18 protein-coding genes are annotated in these 17,774 nt (G+C 62.4%); 6 read left to right on the plus strand and 12 right to left on the minus strand.

Features of this window, described 5'->3' with window-relative positions:
• Window positions 1-35 precede the first annotated feature (35 nt).
• Window positions 36-479: a cadmium resistance transcriptional regulator CadR gene (cadR, locus tag WF331_RS03940; RefSeq protein WP_016502101.1), complete on the plus strand. Its 444-nt coding sequence runs from the start codon at window positions 36-38 to the stop codon at window positions 477-479.
• Between the two features lie 123 nt (window positions 480-602).
• On the opposite strand, the gene WF331_RS03945 is transcribed toward cadR, so the two are convergent.
• The 3 genes from WF331_RS03945 to WF331_RS03955 are packed head-to-tail and all read right to left on the minus strand — an operon-like array spanning window position 603 to window position 3,231.
• Window positions 603-1,574 carry a thymidylate synthase gene (locus WF331_RS03945; protein ID WP_016502102.1) on the minus strand — a complete coding sequence of 324 codons (972 nt, stop codon included), beginning with the start codon at window positions 1,572-1,574 and terminating at the stop codon, window positions 603-605.
• A 48-nt stretch (window positions 1,575-1,622) separates the two neighbouring features.
• The gene (gene lgt, locus WF331_RS03950) at window positions 1,623-2,432 is read right to left on the minus strand and encodes a prolipoprotein diacylglyceryl transferase (RefSeq protein WP_016502103.1); all 810 of its coding nucleotides are present in this window, start codon (window positions 2,430-2,432) and stop codon (window positions 1,623-1,625) included.
• A gap of 16 nt (window positions 2,433-2,448) precedes the next feature.
• Entirely contained in the window at window positions 2,449-3,231 is a 783-nt protein-coding gene (locus WF331_RS03955) for a sulfite exporter TauE/SafE family protein (RefSeq protein ID WP_197898206.1), read from the minus strand.
• Between the two features lie 129 nt (window positions 3,232-3,360).
• Here WF331_RS03955 and WF331_RS03960 point away from each other — a divergent pair, with 129 nt between their 5' ends.
• Window positions 3,361-4,107, plus strand: coding sequence for an NRDE family protein (locus WF331_RS03960; protein WP_197898205.1), 747 nt, complete (start codon window positions 3,361-3,363; stop codon window positions 4,105-4,107).
• Window positions 4,108-4,241: 134 nt separating this feature from the next.
• Here the strand turns inward: WF331_RS03960 and ptsP are convergent, their stop codons facing one another.
• The gene (gene ptsP / locus WF331_RS03965; RefSeq protein ID WP_016502106.1) at window positions 4,242-6,521 is read right to left on the minus strand and encodes a phosphoenolpyruvate--protein phosphotransferase; all 2,280 of its coding nucleotides are present in this window, start codon (window positions 6,519-6,521) and stop codon (window positions 4,242-4,244) included.
• A 22-nt stretch (window positions 6,522-6,543) separates the two neighbouring features.
• Window positions 6,544-7,023 carry an RNA pyrophosphohydrolase gene (locus WF331_RS03970; protein WP_003249017.1) on the minus strand — a complete coding sequence of 160 codons (480 nt, stop codon included), beginning with the start codon at window positions 7,021-7,023 and terminating at the stop codon, window positions 6,544-6,546.
• A 140-nt stretch (window positions 7,024-7,163) separates the two neighbouring features.
• Here WF331_RS03970 and WF331_RS03975 point away from each other — a divergent pair, with 140 nt between their 5' ends.
• Complete coding sequence (locus WF331_RS03975) at window positions 7,164-7,820, plus strand: histidinol-phosphatase (RefSeq protein WP_016502107.1); 657 nt, start codon at window positions 7,164-7,166, stop codon at window positions 7,818-7,820.
• A 129-nt stretch (window positions 7,821-7,949) separates the two neighbouring features.
• Here the strand turns inward: WF331_RS03975 and WF331_RS03980 are convergent, their stop codons facing one another.
• Both WF331_RS03980 and ilvA read right to left on the minus strand, forming a co-directional pair.
• A complete protein-coding gene (locus WF331_RS03980) occupies window positions 7,950-8,375 on the minus strand; it encodes a DUF2269 domain-containing protein (protein ID WP_241799576.1) in 426 nt (141 codons plus the stop codon).
• A gap of 38 nt (window positions 8,376-8,413) precedes the next feature.
• Window positions 8,414-9,928, minus strand: coding sequence for a threonine ammonia-lyase, biosynthetic (ilvA, locus tag WF331_RS03985; protein ID WP_016502109.1), 1,515 nt, complete (start codon window positions 9,926-9,928; stop codon window positions 8,414-8,416).
• A 135-nt stretch (window positions 9,929-10,063) separates the two neighbouring features.
• Between ilvA and rpiA the strand changes: the two genes are divergently transcribed.
• Window positions 10,064-10,738 carry a ribose-5-phosphate isomerase RpiA gene (rpiA, locus tag WF331_RS03990; protein ID WP_016502110.1) on the plus strand — a complete coding sequence of 225 codons (675 nt, stop codon included), beginning with the start codon at window positions 10,064-10,066 and terminating at the stop codon, window positions 10,736-10,738.
• A gap of 116 nt (window positions 10,739-10,854) precedes the next feature.
• Here the strand turns inward: rpiA and WF331_RS03995 are convergent, their stop codons facing one another.
• The 4 genes from WF331_RS03995 to WF331_RS04010 all read right to left on the minus strand — a co-directional run bounded on the left by WF331_RS03995 (window position 10,855) and on the right by WF331_RS04010 (window position 15,037).
• A complete protein-coding gene (locus tag WF331_RS03995) occupies window positions 10,855-11,757 on the minus strand; it encodes an SdiA-regulated domain-containing protein (protein WP_340622664.1) in 903 nt (300 codons plus the stop codon).
• 89 nt (window positions 11,758-11,846) lie between these two features.
• The gene (locus tag WF331_RS04000; protein WP_063423265.1) at window positions 11,847-12,767 is read right to left on the minus strand and encodes an SdiA-regulated domain-containing protein; all 921 of its coding nucleotides are present in this window, start codon (window positions 12,765-12,767) and stop codon (window positions 11,847-11,849) included.
• A gap of 181 nt (window positions 12,768-12,948) precedes the next feature.
• On the minus strand, window positions 12,949-13,614 hold the full coding sequence (locus WF331_RS04005; protein ID WP_016502113.1) for a fumarylacetoacetate hydrolase family protein: 666 nt from the start codon (window positions 13,612-13,614) through the stop codon (window positions 12,949-12,951).
• A gap of 25 nt (window positions 13,615-13,639) precedes the next feature.
• On the minus strand, window positions 13,640-15,037 hold the full coding sequence (locus WF331_RS04010) for an FAD-binding oxidoreductase (protein WP_340622665.1): 1,398 nt from the start codon (window positions 15,035-15,037) through the stop codon (window positions 13,640-13,642).
• A gap of 171 nt (window positions 15,038-15,208) precedes the next feature.
• Here WF331_RS04010 and serA point away from each other — a divergent pair, with 171 nt between their 5' ends.
• Window positions 15,209-16,438 (plus strand): phosphoglycerate dehydrogenase, encoded by a 1,230-nt coding sequence (gene serA, locus WF331_RS04015; protein ID WP_016502115.1) that lies wholly within the window; start codon window positions 15,209-15,211, stop codon window positions 16,436-16,438.
• A gap of 47 nt (window positions 16,439-16,485) precedes the next feature.
• Here the strand turns inward: serA and WF331_RS04020 are convergent, their stop codons facing one another.
• Window positions 16,486-16,962: a DUF4399 domain-containing protein gene (locus tag WF331_RS04020; RefSeq protein WP_016502116.1), complete on the minus strand. Its 477-nt coding sequence runs from the start codon at window positions 16,960-16,962 to the stop codon at window positions 16,486-16,488.
• A 223-nt stretch (window positions 16,963-17,185) separates the two neighbouring features.
• On the opposite strand from WF331_RS04020, the gene WF331_RS04025 reads away from it, so the two are divergent.
• Entirely contained in the window at window positions 17,186-17,674 is a 489-nt protein-coding gene (locus tag WF331_RS04025) for a transporter substrate-binding domain-containing protein (RefSeq protein WP_016502117.1), read from the plus strand.
• Window positions 17,675-17,774: the final 100 nt, after the last annotated feature.

A 17,774-nucleotide genomic window follows, 5' to 3' on the forward strand; every position in this document is an offset into this window, starting at 1 on the left:
ACTATAGGGTCAAGCCACTTGCTGGAGATTTCGTGATGAAGATCGGAGAACTGGCCAAAGCCACCGACTGCGCGGTGGAAACCATCCGCTACTACGAGCGTGAACACCTGCTGCCCGAGCCTGCCCGTACAGAAGGCAACTACCGGCTGTATACCCAGGCCCACGTGGAACGGCTGACCTTCATCCGCAACTGCCGCACCCTGGACATGACCCTGGAAGAAATCCGCAGCCTGCTACGCCTGCGCGACAGCCCCGACGACTCGTGCGGCAGCGTCAATGCGCTGATCGACGAACATATCGAGCATGTGCAGGCGCGGATCGATGGCTTGGTGGCATTGCAAGAGCAGCTGGTGGAACTGCGGCGGCGCTGCAGCGCGCAGGGGAGCGAATGCGCGATCTTGCAGCAACTGGAGACGAACGGGGCGGTATCGGTGCCGGACACCGAGCATTCGCATGTGGGGCGCAGTCACGGGCATTGAGCCAAAAGCTTCGCGGGCACGCCCGCTCCCACAGGGACCGCACAGGGCCTGGCATTCAGTAGTACTTGTGGGAGCTGGCTTGCCGGCGAAAGGGGCGCAAAGCGCCCCCGGAAATCTAGAAAATCACACCGCCATCGGCGCTGTCATCGGCGCATGGTGCTCATAGCCTTCCAGCCAGAAATCACTCGGCTCGATCTTCTCCAGCCACTCCGGCTCATACTTGCCCGTCTCGGCAAACGCCGGCACGCGGTCGCTGATCACCAGCTTCGGCGCTTCCAGCGGCTCGCGCTTGAGCTGCTCGTTCAGCATGTCCAGGTGGTTTTCATACACATGGGCATCGCCGATGAAGTAGGTGAACCAGCGCGGGGTGTAACCGGTCAGGCGACCGAACAGCGACAGCAGCGCCGCGCCTTCGGTGAGGTTGAACGGTGTGCCCAGGCCCAGGTCGTTGGAGCGGATGTAAAGGGTCAGGGAAATTTCCTTGGTCTCTACATTCGGGTGGAACTGGTACAGCAGGTGACACGGCGGCAGGGCCATCTCGTCCAGCTGCGCGCAGTTCCAGCCGTGGAACAGGATGCGGCGGCTGCCCGGGTCGTTGGCGATGGTGTCCAGGCACTGGCGCACCTGGTCGATGGCCTTGTACAGGACCACGAACGCCTGGCCGTCTTCTTCGTCCTGGGCAATACGGCGGAAGCCGGCCTTCTCGGCCATTTCGACAGCGGCCGGGTTGCTAAGCGGTATGCGCTTGTAGCCCGGCCACTGGCGCCATTGCACGCCATAGATCTCGCCCAGGTCGTCATGGCCCTGGCGGAACGGGTTGGCCAGCCACTGGGCGTTTTCGTTGGCGTTCTGGTCCCAGACCTTGCAGCCCAGCTCACGGAATTCACCGGCGTTTTTCACGCCCCGCAGGAAGCCGACCATCTCGCCGATCGCCGACTTGAACGCCAGCTTGCGCGTGGTGATGGCCGGGAAGCCCTTCTGCAGGTCGAAGCGCAGCATGGCGCCCGGCATGCTGATGGTACGGATGCCGGTGCGGTTGCCTTGCAACGTACCGTTCTCGATGACTTCACGGACCAGATCTAGATACTGTTTCATGACTTTCCTGTAACAAGAACGGCAGGGGGATCGCCCCTGCCGTGAAAATCATACGGCTGGTTTTGCCGTAGGTTTGCGGTTGTAGGCCAACCAGATCAAGAAGATGCCGCCGACGATCATCGGCAAGCAAAGCAACTGACCCATGGTCAACCAGCCGAAGGCAATGTAGCCAAGCTGGGCATCAGGCACACGCACAAACTCCACGATAAAGCGGAAAATGCCGTAGAACAGCGCGAACATGCCGGAAACGGCCATGGTCGGGCGAGGTTTGCGCGAGTACAACCAGAGAATCACGAATAATGCCACACCTTCCAGGGCAAACTGGTACAGCTGCGACGGATGACGGGGCAACTGGGCAGGGTCGCTGAACGGCGGGAACACCATCGCCCACGGCACGTCGGTCGCCTTGCCCCACAGCTCGGCGTTTATAAAGTTGCCGATACGCCCGGCACCCAGGCCGATCGGCACCAGCGGGGCAACGAAGTCCATCAGCTCGAAGAACGACTTGTTGTTGCGCTTGCCGAACCACAAGGCCGCCAGCATCACGCCGATGAAGCCGCCGTGGAACGACATGCCGCCCTTCCACACCTCGAAGATCAGCGTCGGGTTGGCCAGGTAGGCATGCAGGTCGTAGAACAGCACGTAACCCAGGCGGCCACCGACGATCACCCCCATCGACAGCCAGAACACCAGGTCGGAAAGCTTCTCGCGGCTCCAGGTGGGGTCAAAGCGGTTCAACCGGCGCGAAGCCAGCAGCCAGGCGCCGCCGATGCCGATCAGGTACATCAGCCCGTACCAATGGATTTTCAGCGGCCCGATGGCCAGGGCCACGGGGTCTATCTGCGGGTAAGGCAGCATGGAACTTCCTCTCGATTCAAATCAAAAAGCTGAGGCCGACACAGAACAGCAGCGCTGCGAACAGGCGTTTCAACAAACGGGGCGACAGCTTGTGCGCCAGACGCGCGCCAAAGCGGGCGAAAAACATGCTGGTCACGGCAATGCCGACCATCGCCGGCAGGTACACGTAACCCAGGCTGTGGGCCGGCAGGTGCTCCTCGTGCCAACCCAGCAGCATGAAGCTCAGGGCACTGGCCACGGCAATCGGCAGGCCACAGGCCGAGGACGTGGCCACCGCCTGCTGCATGGGCAGGCTGCGCCAGGTCAGGAACGGCACAGTCAGCGAACCACCGCCGATGCCGAAAATGGCCGAGGCCCAGCCAATTATTCCACCGGCCCCGATCAAGGCGGGTTTGCCCGGGATGCCGCGACTTGCCTTGGGTTTGAGGTCCAGGGCCATCTGCGCGGCGATAACCAGGGCGAACACGCCGATGATCTTCTGCAGCAGCGGCCCCTGGATCAGCGAGGCGGTCTTGGCACCGACACCGGCCCCCAGCAGGATGCCGAGGGTCATCCAGGCGAAGATCGGCCATTGCACCGCGCCCTTGCGGTGGTGCTCAAGCACGGCGTTGATCGACGTGAACACGATGGTTGCCAGCGATGTGCCGACCGCCAGGTGGGTCAGCACCGAGGCGTCGAAGCCCTGCAAGGTGAAGCTGAACACCAGCACCGGCACGATGATGATGCCACCGCCCACGCCGAACAGCCCGGCCAGCACACCGGCACAGGCGCCCAACAGCAGATAGAGCACGAATTCCATTCGGCTTCCCCGAAAAATCAATCCGGCATGGTAACGGAAGCCGGCCTCGGGGCTCTAGTGAACTCTGTGTCAGGATGGATCGGCCACGCCGCTGTGGGTACAGTGGCAGAAAACACAGAGGCCAAACCGATGTGCCTGATCGTATTTGCCTGGCGGCCGGGGCATGCCCTGCCGCTGATCGTCGCGGCCAACCGCGACGAGTTCTATGCCCGCCCCACTCAACCCTTGGCGGCCTGGGAAGATGCGCCCGGGGTGCATGCCGGGCGCGACCTGGAGGCCGGCGGCACATGGCTGGGCGTGGGGCCGCAGGGGCGGTTTGCGGCGCTGACCAATATCCGCGACCCGGGCCAGGCACTGGGGCCGCGCTCGCGGGGTGAACTGGTGGCGGCGTACCTGCAGGGTGAGCTTGGGGTCGAGGCTTACCTGGACCAGGTGGCCAGCCGCAGCGGGCAGTATTCGGGCTTCAACCTGCTGGTGGGTGATGCGCGGCAGCTGGGTTATCTGCATGCCCGTGACGCTACGCCCTGCCTGCTGGACGCCGGGGTATACGGGTTATCCAACGCCGGGCTGGACACCCCGTGGCCGAAGCTGGTGAAGGCACGTAGCGGGCTGGAGGGCCTGCTGGAAACGCCAGACCCGCGCCGGTTGCTGGATTTGCTGGCCGATAACGAGCCGGCAGCTGATGGTGACCTGCCCGAGACAGGCGTGGGGCTGGCGACCGAGAAACTGCTGTCGAGCGTATTCATCGCCAGCCAGAACTACGGGACCCGGGCGAGTACGGTGCTGATCGTGGATGATCAGGGACAAAGGCGGCTGATCGAGCGCAGTTTCGGGCCCTTTGGTGGGCATTTGGGTGAGGTTGAAGTGCTGGTCTGATCATTTGATGCTGCCTGTGCCGGCCTCTTCGCGGGCTTGCCCGCTCCCACAGAAACCCCGCAGGTCACAAGCCTTGTGCGATCCCTGTGGGAGCGGGCAAGCCCGCGAAGAGGCCGGAACCGGCAACCTTGATTTCAGAGGGTTTTGTTGGCCCCTGGGCCGATCATCCGCGCCAACCCGAGGTTTTTAAGGGCCAGCTGCAATGAGCTGTGGATAACTTGCGGGTTGTCATGGCTCAGGGCCTCGGCCAGCAGTTCCTTGGCCTTGCTCATGTTCACCTGACGCAGCATCCACTTCACCTTCGGCAGGTTGGTGGCGTTCATCGACAAGCTGTCGAAGCCCATGGCCATCAGCAGGATCGCCGCCGCCGGGTCACCGGCCATCTCACCGCAGATGCTCACTGGCTTGCCTTCACCATGGGCATCGCGCACCACCGTGCTCAAGGCTTGCAGCACCGCCGGGTGCAGGTAGTCGTACAGGTCGGCAACCCGCGGGTTGTTGCGGTCCACCGCCAGCAGGTACTGGGTCAGGTCGTTGGAGCCGACCGACAGGAAATCCACCTGCCGCGCCAGTTCCTTGGTCTGGTAAACCGCCGCAGGTATTTCCACCATCACGCCCACCGGCGGCATCGGCACATCGGTGCCTTCGTCACGCACCTCGCCCCAGGCGCGGTGGATCAGGTGCAGCGCTTCTTCCAGCTCGTGAATGCCGGAAATCATCGGCAGCAGGATGCGCAGGTTGTTCAGGCCCTCGCTGGCCTTGAGCATGGCGCGGGTCTGCACCAGGAAGATTTCCGGGTGGTCGAGGGTGACGCGGATGCCGCGCCAGCCCAGGAAGGGGTTTTCTTCCTTGATCGGGAAGTACGAAAGCGCCTTGTCACCGCCGATGTCGAGGGTACGCATGGTTACCGGCAGCGGGTGGAAGGCCGCCAACTGCTCACGGTAGATGGCCAGTTGCTCTTTCTCGCTGGGGAAGCGCTGGTTGATCATGAATGGCACTTCGGTGCGGTACAGGCCTACCCCTTCGGCGCCGCGCTGCTGGGCACGGGCCACGTCGGCCAGCAAGCCGGTGTTGACCCACAGCGGCATGCGGTGGCCGTCGGGGGTGACGCATGGCAGTTCGCGCAGGGCGTCCAGGCCCTGGGCCAGCTGGCGCTCTTCCTCGACCACTTCGCTGTACTGCTTGCGCAGCACTTCGCTGGGGTTGGTGAACACCTCGCCCTTGTAGCCGTCGACAATCAGTTCGATACCGTCGACCTTGGAGTACGGCAGGTCGACCAGACCCATCACCGTGGGGATGCCCATGGCGCGAGCAAGGATGGCGACGTGGGAGTTGCCCGAACCCAGTACCGAGACCAGGCCCACCAGCTTGCCTTCTGGCACTTCGCCGAGCATGGCCGGTGTCAGCTCTTCACTGACCAGAATGGTGTTGTCGGCATACACCAGCGACTGCGAGCGGGCTTCCTGCAGGTAGGCCAGCAGGCGCCGGCCAAGGTCCTTGACGTCGGAGGCGCGCTCGCGCAGGTAGTCATCGTCCATCAGCTCGAAGCGGCTGACGTGCTCGCCAACCACCTGGCGCAGGGCGCCCTGTGCCCACTGGCCGGTCTTGATGACTTCGGTCACCTCGCCGCCCAGGGCTGCATCTTCGAGCATCATCAGGTACACATCGAACAACGCGCGCTCTTCAGGGCGCAGCTGGGTGGCCAGCTTGGCCGACAGCTTGCGCATGTCGTCGCGCACGCCTTCAAGGGCGTTCTGGAACAGCTTGAGTTCGGCGTCGATGTCATCGACGGCCTTGTCCGGCACCACTTCCAGGTCGGCCGGCGGCAGCATCACCACCGCACGCCCCACGGCAGCGCCAGGCGAGCCTGGTACACCGACGAAGCGGGCCTCCTGGATACCCTTGCCCTGGCGGCCAAGGCCACGGATCGAGCCAGTGGCTTCGGCGTGGGCAATTACCCCGGCAAGCTGGGCACTCATGGTGACCAGGAAGGCTTCTTCGCCCTCGTCGAACTGGCGGCGCTCCTTTTGCTGAATGACCAACACCCCGACCACGCGGCGGTGGTGAATGATCGGTGCACCCAGGAAGGAGGCGAATTTTTCTTCACCGGTTTCGGCAAAGTAGCGGTAACGCGGGTGGTCGGCGGCGTTTTCCAGGTTCAGCGGCTCTTCCCGGGTACCGACCAGGCCAACCAGGCCTTCGTTGGGGGCCATGCTGACCTTGCCGATGGAGCGCTTGTTCAGGCCTTCGGAAGCCATCAGCACGAAGCGGTTGGTTTCCGGGTCGAGCAGGTAGACCGAGCAGACCTGGCTGCCCATGGCCTCCTTGACGCGCAAGACAATGATCCCCAACGCCGACTTGAGATCTTTGGCGGAGTTTACTTCCTGGACGATCTTGCGCAGCGTATTGAGCATGGCTCGGGGTCGAACTCCGTCGTCAGTCGCGCGTCAGCAGACGCGGTGCTAGCTCTTTCAGGGCGCGTCGGTACACCTCGCGCTTGAATGTCACAACCTGGCCCAGCGGATACCAATAGCTCACCCAGCGCCAGCCGTCGAATTCCGGCTTGCCGGTCAGGTCCATCCGCACCCGCTGTTCATTGCTGACCAGCCGTAGCAGGAACCACTTCTGCTTCTGGCCGATGCACAGCGGCTGGCTGTGGGTACGTACCAGTCGCTGGGGTAAACGATAACGCAACCAACCGCGGGTGCAGGCAAGAATTTCCACATCATCGCGTTCAAGGCCAACTTCTTCGTTCAGCTCGCGGTACAGGGCATCTTCCGGCGTCTCGTCAGGGTTGATACCCCCCTGGGGAAACTGCCAGGCATCCTGGTTGATCCGGCGAGCCCATAGCACCTGCCCGGCATCATTCGTGAGAATGATCCCGACATTGGGGCGAAAACCATCCGGGTCGATCACGGCAGCAACCTCGCAAACGCATGTCACCGCATTGTTCCACAAAGCTTGCGAGCGCAGCAACGCGCCCGCCAAGCTTATGTGCAGCCGGGTGAAAACTCCGTATTCTGCGGGCCTACCTGTAGCTGATGCGAGTGACCGCAATGCGCCTGGCTTTATTCGACCTGGACAATACCCTCCTCGGTGGCGACAGCGACCATGCCTGGGGTGATTACCTTTGCGAGCGCGGCATTCTCGACCCGGTCGCCTACAAGCAACGCAACGATGGCTTCTACCAGGACTACCTCAACGGCACCCTGGACCTGCAGGCCTACCTGGCCTTTTCCATGGAGATCCTGGCGGCAACGCCTGTGGCCCAGCTCGACGAATGGCACCGCGACTTCATGCGCGACTGCATCGAGCCGATCATCCTGCCCAAGGCCCTGGCCTTGCTGCAGCAGCACCGCGAGGCGGGCGACCAGTTGGTGATCATCACCGCTACCAACCGTTTCGTGACCGCCCCGATTGCCCGGCGCCTCGGGGTTCGGGTACTGCTGGCAACCGAATGCGAGATGCACGACGGCCGCTATACCGGCCGCAGTACCGATATACCGTGTTTCCGTGAAGGCAAGGTGACACGGCTGGAACGCTGGATGCTGGAAAACGGCTTCGACCTGGAAGACAGCTACTTCTATAGCGACTCGATGAACGACCTGCCGCTGCTGCAACGGGTGACGCATGCGGTGGCGGTGGACCCGGACCCGAACCTGCGGGCCGAGGCCGAGAAGCGCGGGTGGCCGGTGGTTTCGCTGCGAGATTGAGGTTTTCCTGGGCCGGCCCTTTCGCGGGTGAACCCGCTCCCACAGGTACTGCGCTGCCCTCAGGCCTTGTGCAGTCCCTGTGGGAGCGGGTTTACCCGCGAAGAGGCCGGTACGGGCAACCCAGGACTGTCAGACTGGCTTGGCGCCCATCAGCCCGGCAATGGACAGGAAGCAGACCCCGCTGAACACCGCCAACGCCAGGGTAAACCGCAGCCCCACCGCTTCAGCCTTGCGCAGCCGGTTCAGCCGCACCAGCAGCCACCACACGGCAAAGGCGCCGACGGTATAGATGACGCTGGACGCCAGCACCCAGGTCTGCCCCAGCGGCCAGCCCACCAGGTGCACCAGCCACCAGCCGGTGAACGGCATGCTCACCAGGCACAGGCCCATCACCAGCCAGACAAACACCAACGGCCGGCGCAACAGCTTGGCGTAGGCCTCGGCATCGCCTTGGCGGCGAGCGCGCACCGTCCACACCGCCAGGCCCAGGGCGCCCAGTAGCAGCAGGGCGGTGGCGATGATGTGCAGGGTCTTGAGGGTGGTCAGGTGTTCCATGTCTTCACATCCTTGAGCGATAAGCCAAGCTTAGCCGCTCAGCCCAGGAACAGCTTGTACGCCGGGTTCTCGGTCTCGTCCCAGTAGGGGTAGCCGATCTTGGCCAACGCGGCTGGCACCAGGTGGCGCTCGTCCTCCGGCACCTGCAAGCCCGCCACCACGCGCCCGTCAGCCGCGCCATGGTTGCGGTAATGGAACATCGAGATGTTCCAGCGCCCGCCCAGCTTATTGAGGAAGTTGAACAACGCCCCTGGCCGCTCGGGGAATTCGAAGCGCAACACCATTTCATCGCTGGCACCGGCCGAATGGCCCCCAACCATGTGACGAATGTGCAGCTTGGCCAGCTCGTTGTCGGTCAGGTCGGTAACCGGGAAGCCCTGCTCGGTCAGATGCTGCACCAGCGCCGCACGTGGGTCGTTTTCCGGGTGGGTCTGCACGCCAACGAAGATGTGCGCCTCGTCGGAGGTGTGCTTGCGGTAGTTGAATTCGGTGATCTGCCGCTTGCCGATAGCCTCGCAGAAGGCCTTGAAGCTGCCTGGGCGTTCCGGGATGGTCACGGCGATGATCGCTTCGCGCTTCTCACCCAGCTCGGCACGCTCGGCTACATGGCGCAGGCGGTCGAAGTTGACGTTGGCGCCGGAGTCGATCGCCACCAGGGTTTGCCCGGTCACGCCGTACAGCTCGACGTACTTCTTGATGCCCGCAACGCCCAAGGCGCCGGCAGGTTCGGTGATCGAGCGGGTATCGTCATAGATATCCTTGATAGCTGCACAGATCTCGTCGGTACTGACCGTCACCACTTCATCCACATGGTGGCGGCAGATATCGAAGGTGTGCTGGCCGATCTGCGCCACCGCCACGCCGTCGGCAAACAACCCGACCTGTGGCAGCACCACGCGCTCACCGGCTGCCATGGCCGCCTGCAGGCAGTTGGAGTCGTCGGGCTCGACACCAATCACCTTGATTTCCGGGCGCAGGTACTTCACATAGGCGGCAATGCCGGCGATCAGGCCACCACCGCCCACGGGCACGAAGATCGCGTCGAGCTGGCCAGGGTGCTGGCGCAGGATTTCCATGGCCACGGTACCCTGCCCGGCAATGGTGTGCGGGTCGTCATAAGGGTGGACATAGACAAAGCCCTTCTCGTCGACCAGTTTCAGCGAATAAGCCAGCGCTTCTGGGAACGAGTCGCCATGCAGCACTACCTTGCCACCGCGCGAGCGCACGCCTTCGATCTTGATCTCCGGGGTGGTCTTGGGCATCACGATAGTGGCCTTGATGCCCATCTCGCGCGCAGCCAGGGCCAGGCCCTGGGCGTGGTTGCCAGCCGAGGCGGTGACCACGCCACGGGCCAGCTCTTCCGGGGTCAGCTGGGCCAGTTTGTTGTACGCCCCTCGAATCTTGAACGAGAACACCGGTTGCAGGTCTTCACGCTTGAGCAAAATCTGGTTGCCCAGGCGCTTGCTCAGCTGCCCGGCGCTCTGCAGCGGGGTTTCGACGGCAACGTCATAGACGCGCGAGGTGAGGATCTTCTTGACGTACTGTTCGAGCATCGGGAAAGCATCACTGGGCCGCGGGACGAGGGCTGCGAGTCTACCCCAGCGCTACGTCGGGCGACCACAGCAAAGCCGCCCAAGCCGTTATACTAGGCAACTTTGAAAACCGCCCTGCCCCTTTTCGGAGCCCGCATGACCCAGGACCAACTCAAACAGGCCGTCGCCCAGGCCGCTGTCGACTTCATTCTGCCCAAGCTGGATGAAAAGAGCGTCGTCGGCGTCGGTACCGGTTCGACTGCCAACTTCTTCATCGACGCCCTGGCTCAGCACAAGACTGCCTTCGACGGCGCAGTCGCCAGCTCCGAAGCCACCGCCCAGCGTCTGAAGGGCCATGGCATCCCGGTCTACGAGCTGAACAGTGTCAGCGAGCTGGAATTCTACGTGGACGGCGCCGACGAGAGCGACGCGCACCTGAACCTGATCAAGGGCGGCGGTGCGGCCCTGACCCGCGAGAAGATCGTCGCTGCTGTGGCCAAGACCTTCATCTGCATCGCCGACGGCAGCAAACTGGTGCCGGTACTGGGCGCTTTCCCGCTGCCGGTCGAAGTGATCCCGATGGCGCGCAGCCATGTGGCCCGTCAGCTGGTCAAGCTGGGCGGCGATCCGGTGTATCGCGAAGGCGTGGTCACCGACAACGGCAATGTAATCCTCGATGTGCACAACCTGCAGATCACCAACCCGGTGGAACTGGAAGCGCAGATCAACGCCATCGTCGGCGTGGTGACCAACGGCCTGTTCGCGGCGCGGCCGGCGGACTTGCTGCTGCTGGGTACCGCTGAGGGCGTCAAAAGCCTGAAGGCGGAGTAATCTTCGGCGAGGGCTTTGCCCTCGATTCGCAGCACAAGGCTGCTCCTACAGGGGTACGCGATTTCCTGTAGGAGCAGCCTTGTGCTGCGAATGGGCTGCAAAGCAGCCCCACCTGCTCACTCCGCCGCCTGCTTGAACACATAGAACAGGTTAGGCTCACTGACCAGATAGATGGTCCCCGCCTCGTCCATCGCAATCCCCTCCGCCTGCGGCACCGTCGCCTGCAACCCCTGAAAGCCTTTGCGCAACGACAAAGTACTCAGCGGCCTGCCTTCCACATCCAGCTCCAGCATCAGGCGCGACTCGTCCGACAGCGCCAGCAAGTGCCCACTGCGCTCATCGAACTGCAAGCTCGACAGGTCCCGCACAAACAGCCGTGAATCACGCTTGCGGTCCTGCACCACATGCACGGCGTAGGGCTTTTCCGGGTTGTCATGCGGGAAGCCATGCACCTCGTAGATCAGCATCGGGTCGCGTTCCTTTGCCACAAACAGGCGCTTGCCCGCCGAATCGTAGGCAAGGCCCTCGAAGCCCTTGTTGCCATTCAGGCCAATGCCCAGGCTGAGCTGTTCAGCATCACCGGCATCGAGGAACATCGTGTCGTCTTCCAGCCGTACACGAATCAGCCGTTGTTGACGCTCGTCGGTGATCACGTAGCTGTTGGGCCCGACGTATTCCACGGCCTCCGGGTCGCCGAAGCCCGTCAGCGGCACCCGCCGCAGGATGCGGCCGTCCAGCGACAACTCGATCAGTTCCGAGCGGGCGTTGGTGACGGTGAACAGGGTCTTGCGGTCAGGGTCGTAGGTCAGCGCGGAGATATCGTCATCCAGCCCCTCGACCGGCTGCGCCTCCACCACCACCCGGTAGCGGTCCAGGCCGATGCTCTGCCCGGCGGGCTGCCACCAGGTCTTCAGGTTGAACCAGCCACGCTCGAACAGGCGAAACTCCTGCCCGGCCCAGCCGAGCAGGAGCAGACCGATAACGGCCAGGGCAAGAAACAGGCGAACAAGAAGACGCATGGGGCAGACTCGACGTGGGGGTGGCGAATCTAACCATGTACAACTGAAATAAAGCTTAATGCCAGCATCAGAAACGTCGGATGTTGGGGTCAGTTCTTTCTGAAGCGATAAAACAGGGCCGGCTCGCTGACCATGTACAGGTTGCCCTTGTCGTCCATGGCTACACCTTCAGCGCGCGGAATGGTGTCTTCAAGCCCGTTGAAGCCGCCCAGCAAGGTCATGAAGCTGACTTGCTGGCCTTGCTCGTCCAGCTCCAGCAACATGTTGGAGTCGGCCGAGAGCACCAGCAGGTGGCCGGTACGCGGGTCGACACCCAGTGCAGACAGGTTGCGCAGGTCGAGCTCTTCGCTAGGCAACGGCTGCTTCTGGCCCTTGAGAGGGCTGCGGCCATCGGTGTTCCAGGTGTAGAGCTTGGGCGGGCGCTCCTCGCCGATGACCAGGCGCTGACGCAGCGGGTCCCAGGCGATGGCCTCGAAGCCCTTGTTGCTCTTCACTGACGGGCCCAGGTCGTGGCTCTGGAAATCGGCGTGGTTCAACGCCGTGGTCTGCGCATCCACCTTGACCACGGTCAGGTCATGCAGGCGCTCGTCGGTGATGGCCAGGTAGCCATCCTCCAGCACGGCGACGCCTTCCGGGTTGTTCCAGCCGTTGAGCGGGATCTTGCGCAGTACATCGCCCTCCAGGCTCAGCTCGACCAGTATCGGGTTCTTGCCCATGACCGCGAACAGAGTGCGGGTATGCGGGTTGAAGGCCAGGTCCGAGGCTTCGTCATCGTCCATACCCGGTAGCGGCTTGGCATCGATATCGACCTGATAGTCCGGCAGCCACACGCTTTCGCTGCGCTCGGCGGTGCTTTCAAAGCTTTCCTTCAGCCACAGCGCGCCGCGGTCATCCCAGTGCATGGCAACTGCGACGCCATAACCGATCACCGCCGCCACGGCCAGGCCGAAGGGCCAGCGCAGGTAGAAGCGACGCTTGGGAGTTGCAGGGGCGCTGGAGGGTGATGGCATGCGGGTGTCCTGGGGAATGGGCGTAGGTCCGCGCATTATCCGGATAGGGTGTGAAAAAAGGGTAAACAGCGCCGGCCTCTTCGCGGGTAAACCCGCTCCCACAGGTTCAGCACAGTATTCAAGGCCTGTGCAGTACCTGTGGGAGCGGGCGAGCCTGCGAAGAGGGCGACGCGGTTTCGAGTTAAAGCACCCGGCTTTCGAAGCGGCTCACGCCCGGCAGCTCCAGCACCAGTTCGTCACCGACATTGAACGGCCCCACACCTGCCGGGGTGCCGGTGAGGATCACATCCCCCGCCTGCAGCGAGAACTGCGCCGCCATGTACTGGATCATCGGCACGATCGGGTTCAGCATCATCGCGCTGTTGCCGTCCTGGCGCACTTCGCCGTTGACGGTGAGGCGCACCGGGATGTCGGTCACGTCCTCGAAGCTGGCAGCGGAGACGAACGGCGGCAGCACGCAAGCGCCATCAAAACACTTGGCCAGTTCCCACGGCAGGCCCTTCTCTTTCAGCTTGGCCTGCACGTCGCGTAGGGTCAGGTCCAGCGCCGGGGCATAACCGGAAATGGCGTCCAGCACCTCTTCCTCGCTCGGATGGGTCGACAGCGGCTTGCCCAGCAGCACGGCAATTTCGGCCTCGTAGTGCACCGCACCACGCTCGGCCGGGATCTTGAAGCCGCCCTCGGCAGGCACCACGCAGCTGCCCGGCTTGATGAACAGAAGCGGCTCGGTGGGGATCGGGTTGTCCAGTTCCTTGGCATGCTCGGCATAGTTACGGCCAATACACACCACCTTGCCCAGCGGGAAGTGAATGCGCGTGCCGTCTACGTACTGGTGCTGGTAACTCATGGCCGACTCCTCTGGATACTGCTTTTTATTCAGGTGAAAAGATCTTACCCGGATTCATGATGCCGTTAGGGTCGAAGACGGCCTTTATTGCCTTCATGCAGGCGATTTCTTCCGGCGAGCGGCTGTAGCCTAAATAGTCGCGCTTGGTCATGCCCACACCGTGCTCGGCCGAGATCGAGCCGTTGTAGTGCTTGACGATATCGAACACCCACTTGTTGACCTTGGTGCACGAGGCAAAGAAGTCGTCCTTGCTCATGTGTTCGGGCTTGAGGATGTTCAGGTGCAGGTTGCCATCACCGATGTGGCCATACCACACGACTTCGTAATCCGGGTAGTGCTCCGCGACGATGGCGTCGATATCACGCAGGAACGCGGGCACTTTCGACACGGTGACGGAAATGTCGTTCTTGTAGGGCGTCCAGTGCGAGATGGTTTCCGACAGGTACTCGCGCAGCTTCCACAGGTTTTTAAGCTGGGTGTCGCTCTGGCTCATCACCCCGTCCAGCACCCAGCCCTGCTCCACGCAATGCTCGAAGGTGGCCAACGCTTCGTTGGCGACTTCATCAGTGCTGGCTTCGAACTCCAGCAGTGCATAGAACGGGCAGTCGGTCGCGAACGGGGCGGGTACATCGCCGCGCGCGAGGATCTTGGCCAGGCCCTTGTCGGAGAAGAACTCGAAGGCTGTAAGGTCCAGCTTGCCCTGAAAGGCGTGCAGCACCGGCATGATCGAGTCGAAGTCCGGTGTGCCAAGCACCATGGCAGTGAGGTTGCGCGGGGCGCGGTCCAGGCGCATGGTGGCCTCGACCACGAAGCCCAGCGTGCCTTCGGCGCCAATGAACAGCTGGCGCAGGTCATAGCCGGTGGCGTTCTTGATCAGGTCTTTGTTCAGTTCCAGCAACTCGCCCTTGCCGGTGACCACTTTCAGCCCGGCCACCCAGTTGCGGGTCATGCCGTAGCGAATCACCTTGATGCCGCCCGCGTTGGTGCCGATGTTGCCGCCAATCTGGCTGGAGCCGCTGGAAGCGAAGTCCACCGGGTAATACAGGCCCTGCTCTTCGGCGTAGTTTTGCAGCTGCCGGGTGATTACCCCGGGCTGGCAGACCACGGTGCGGTCGAAGGCATTGAAGCCGAGAATCTGGTTCATGTAGCCGAAGGAAACGACAACCTCGCCATTGGCCGCCACGGCGCCGGCAGAAAGCCCGGTGCGCCCACCCGATGGCACCAGGGCCACCTTGTGCGCATTGGCCCAGCGCACAATGGCCTGCACCTGTTCTACTGTCTTGGGGAAGACGATGGCGCTGGGCGCCGGGGGGTAATGCTTGGTCCAGTCCTTGCCATACGCTTCGAGGGAAGCCGCGTCGGTCAGGACCTTGCCAGGGTCGACAAGGGTCATCAGTTCTTCAATAACAGCGGGGTGGGTCATCGCTGGAACTCTCGACTTATTCATAGTCACCCTGAGCACTCTTCACCTGTCGGGATAAGCTCAGATTGTGTCGCGTATGCTAGCATAGCCCTCCCGCTGTTCATGCTAAGGCTGCCCTCGCGCCTGGCATCACCCCTCGCCATTTTTTCTCCGGGATACAGGTTTACGCAGATGAGCAAGACTTCTCTCGACAAGAGCAAGATCCGGTTCCTTCTTCTTGAAGGTGTGCACCAGAACGCGGTCGATACCCTCAAGTCCGCCGGCTACACCAACATCGAATACCTCACTGGTTCGTTGCCGGAAGCCGAGCTGAAGGAAAAGATCGCCGATGCCCACTTCATCGGCATCCGTTCGCGCACCCAGCTCACCGAAGAGATCTTCGACTGCGCCAAGAAACTGGTAGCCGTTGGCTGCTTCTGCATCGGCACCAACCAGGTCGACCTGGAAGCTGCCCGCGAGCGCGGTATCGCCGTGTTCAACGCGCCTTACTCCAACACCCGTTCGGTAGCCGAGCTGGTGCTGGCCGAGGCCATCCTGCTGCTGCGCGGCATCCCTGAGAAGAACGCCTCCTGCCACCGTGGCGGCTGGATCAAGAGCGCGGCCAACTCGTTCGAAATCCGCGGTAAGAAACTGGGCATCGTCGGCTATGGCTCGATCGGCACCCAGCTGTCGGTCCTGGCCGAGAACCTGGGCATGCAGGTGTACTTCTACGACCCGCTGACCAAGCTGCCACTGGGCAACGCCGTGCAGGTCACCAGCCTGAACGAGCTGCTGGGCCTGGCCGACATCGTCTCGCTGCACGTGCCTGAGCTGCCATCCACCCAGTGGATGATCGGCGAGAAGGAAATCCGCGCGATGAAGAAGGGCGCGATCCTGATCAACGCCGCCCGTGGCACCGTGGTCGAGCTGGACCACCTGGCCGCCGCCATCAAGGACAAGCACCTGATCGGCGCCGCCATCGACGTGTTCCCGGTCGAGCCACGCTCCAACGACGAAGAGTTCGAGAGCCCGCTGCGCGGCCTGGACAACGTGATCCTGACCCCGCACATCGGTGGTTCTACTGCCGAAGCCCAGGCCAACATCGGCCTGGAAGTGGCCGAGAAGCTGGTCAAGTACAGCGACAACGGTACCTCGGTGTCCTCGGTCAACTTCCCGGAAGTAGCCCTGCCGGCCCACCCAGGCAAGCACCGCCTGCTGCACATCCACGAAAACATCCCAGGCGTGCTCAGCGAGATCAACAAAGTCTTCGCCGAGAACGGCATCAACATCTCCGGTCAGTTCCTGCAGACCAACGAGAAGGTCGGTTACGTGGTGATCGACGTCGACGCCGAGTACTCGGACCTGGCGCAAGAGAAGCTGCAACAGGTCAAGGGCACCATCCGTTCCCGCGTCCTGTTCTAAGTTTGCTTGCTGCATGAAAAAGGGAGGCCCTGGTGGCCTCCCTTTTTTTATTTCACTTCGACAGTGATCTGCTTCGACTCTACGCTTGGCTTGAACGGCACGTGATACTGGTCACCCAGGATCAGTTGCAGGGTGTGCTTGCCCGGCGTCAGGGTGATGCTGGTTTCGGTCTGCGCCTTGCCGAAGTGCAGCACCTGCGGGCCCGCCGGCAGTGCGGTGCCAGCTTCTGGCATCAGGCTGGTCGGCAGCGGCATGTCGGCCACGGGTTCTTTGTCCACATCCACCAGCAGGTGGTGGTGGCCGGTGTGCGGGGTCTGGTCACCCGCTGGCTTGAGTGCCATACCCTCGATGCCGAACTTGACGGTGAAGGTCTTGTCGACCGTTGCGCCATCGGCGGGGGAAACGATGAAGACCTTGGCATCCTTGGGCGGCTCCTGGCTCTTCAGGGCGTCCGCAGCAACGGCGAAAACCGACGCTCCCATCAGCAGACCGGCAACGGCAGCGCGCGAAAATAGGCTGTTCATTCACTTCTCCTGTGATTCACTTATTGACCGCCGCCCTTCATCCGGCGGCGACGGTAGTTCACCTTAGTTGAAATAATCGCCAAGGTGTTCACATTGTCTGACAGAAATATTTCGGTCAGGGTTAAACAATGCCGAGGCTTCAAGGTCATAGGCTGCGCTCGATCACGGCGAGGAAGAAAGCCGTGGCGAAAGTTATTCATCTGCTAAAAGAAAAGGGGCAATCATGCGTTCGACCATAGGGGTACTGCTGGCAGTACTGATCAGTCCATTGGCCCAGGCGGAGCTGATCGACGAAATCGCCGACCGGGGCGAACTGCGCATTGCCGTACAGGCCGACAATTCGCCGTACGCGTTCAAACAAGACGACCACCTGACGGGTTTCGACATCGAATTTGGCCAGGACCTGGCCAGGGAACTGGACTTGCGCGCCGAGTTCGTCGAAGCCCCGGCTGCCGAAGTATTGAGCGGCGTCGAGAGTGGCAAGTACGACGTCGCACTCACCCCATCGAGTGAGGCGCCCAAGGGCGACGGCCCGCTCGATGTGAGCCTGCCGTTTGGCGAGAAGAAGCTGGTGATCCCGTTCCAGAAGGACAACCCGGCGTTCGAAAGTGCGGTGAACAATGCGCTGCAACGCTTGAAAGACAGTGGCCGCACGGCCGAGCTTGAGCAGAAGTGGTTCAAGGGTGTGCAGGAGACTGCAGCCGGGCAATAAGATTTTTAATACCTGTGCTGGCCTCTTCGCGGGCACGCCCGCTTGTATGGTTAGACTTGAAGGGGTGGTGGGACTAAATGCCCGATTCTGACTGTTCACA

It is taken from the genome of Pseudomonas sp. YNh, assembly GCF_037993085.1.
Lineage (GTDB): Bacteria > Pseudomonadota > Gammaproteobacteria > Pseudomonadales > Pseudomonadaceae > Aquipseudomonas > Aquipseudomonas putida.

Excerpts from the sequence above, each read along its gene's own strand:
- WF331_RS03980 (WP_241799576.1), bottom strand. The coding sequence starts at position 8,375 with ATGGAACACCTGACCACCCTCAAGACCCTGCACATCATCGCCACCGCC.
- WF331_RS03955 (WP_197898206.1), bottom strand. The coding sequence starts at position 3,231 with ATGGAATTCGTGCTCTATCTGCTGTTGGGCGCCTGTGCCGGTGTGCTG.
- WF331_RS04010 (WP_340622665.1), bottom strand. The coding sequence starts at position 15,037 with ATGACCCACCCCGCTGTTATTGAAGAACTGATGACCCTTGTCGACCCT.
- WF331_RS03995 (WP_340622664.1), bottom strand. The coding sequence starts at position 11,757 with ATGCGTCTTCTTGTTCGCCTGTTTCTTGCCCTGGCCGTTATCGGTCTG.
- WF331_RS04000 (WP_063423265.1), bottom strand. The coding sequence starts at position 12,767 with ATGCCATCACCCTCCAGCGCCCCTGCAACTCCCAAGCGTCGCTTCTAC.
- WF331_RS04005 (WP_016502113.1), bottom strand. The coding sequence starts at position 13,614 with ATGAGTTACCAGCACCAGTACGTAGACGGCACGCGCATTCACTTCCCG.
- rpiA (WP_016502110.1), top strand. The coding sequence starts at position 10,064 with ATGACCCAGGACCAACTCAAACAGGCCGTCGCCCAGGCCGCTGTCGAC.
- ptsP (WP_016502106.1), bottom strand. The coding sequence starts at position 6,521 with ATGCTCAATACGCTGCGCAAGATCGTCCAGGAAGTAAACTCCGCCAAA.
- WF331_RS04020 (WP_016502116.1), bottom strand. The coding sequence starts at position 16,962 with ATGAACAGCCTATTTTCGCGCGCTGCCGTTGCCGGTCTGCTGATGGGA.
- WF331_RS03975 (WP_016502107.1), top strand. The coding sequence starts at position 7,164 with ATGCGCCTGGCTTTATTCGACCTGGACAATACCCTCCTCGGTGGCGAC.
- serA (WP_016502115.1), top strand. The coding sequence starts at position 15,209 with ATGAGCAAGACTTCTCTCGACAAGAGCAAGATCCGGTTCCTTCTTCTT.
- cadR (WP_016502101.1), top strand. The coding sequence starts at position 36 with ATGAAGATCGGAGAACTGGCCAAAGCCACCGACTGCGCGGTGGAAACC.
- WF331_RS03960 (WP_197898205.1), top strand. The coding sequence starts at position 3,361 with ATGTGCCTGATCGTATTTGCCTGGCGGCCGGGGCATGCCCTGCCGCTG.
- WF331_RS04025 (WP_016502117.1), top strand. The coding sequence starts at position 17,186 with ATGCGTTCGACCATAGGGGTACTGCTGGCAGTACTGATCAGTCCATTG.
- ilvA (WP_016502109.1), bottom strand. The coding sequence starts at position 9,928 with ATGCTCGAACAGTACGTCAAGAAGATCCTCACCTCGCGCGTCTATGAC.
- lgt (WP_016502103.1), bottom strand. The coding sequence starts at position 2,432 with ATGCTGCCTTACCCGCAGATAGACCCCGTGGCCCTGGCCATCGGGCCG.
- WF331_RS03945 (WP_016502102.1), bottom strand. The coding sequence starts at position 1,574 with ATGAAACAGTATCTAGATCTGGTCCGTGAAGTCATCGAGAACGGTACG.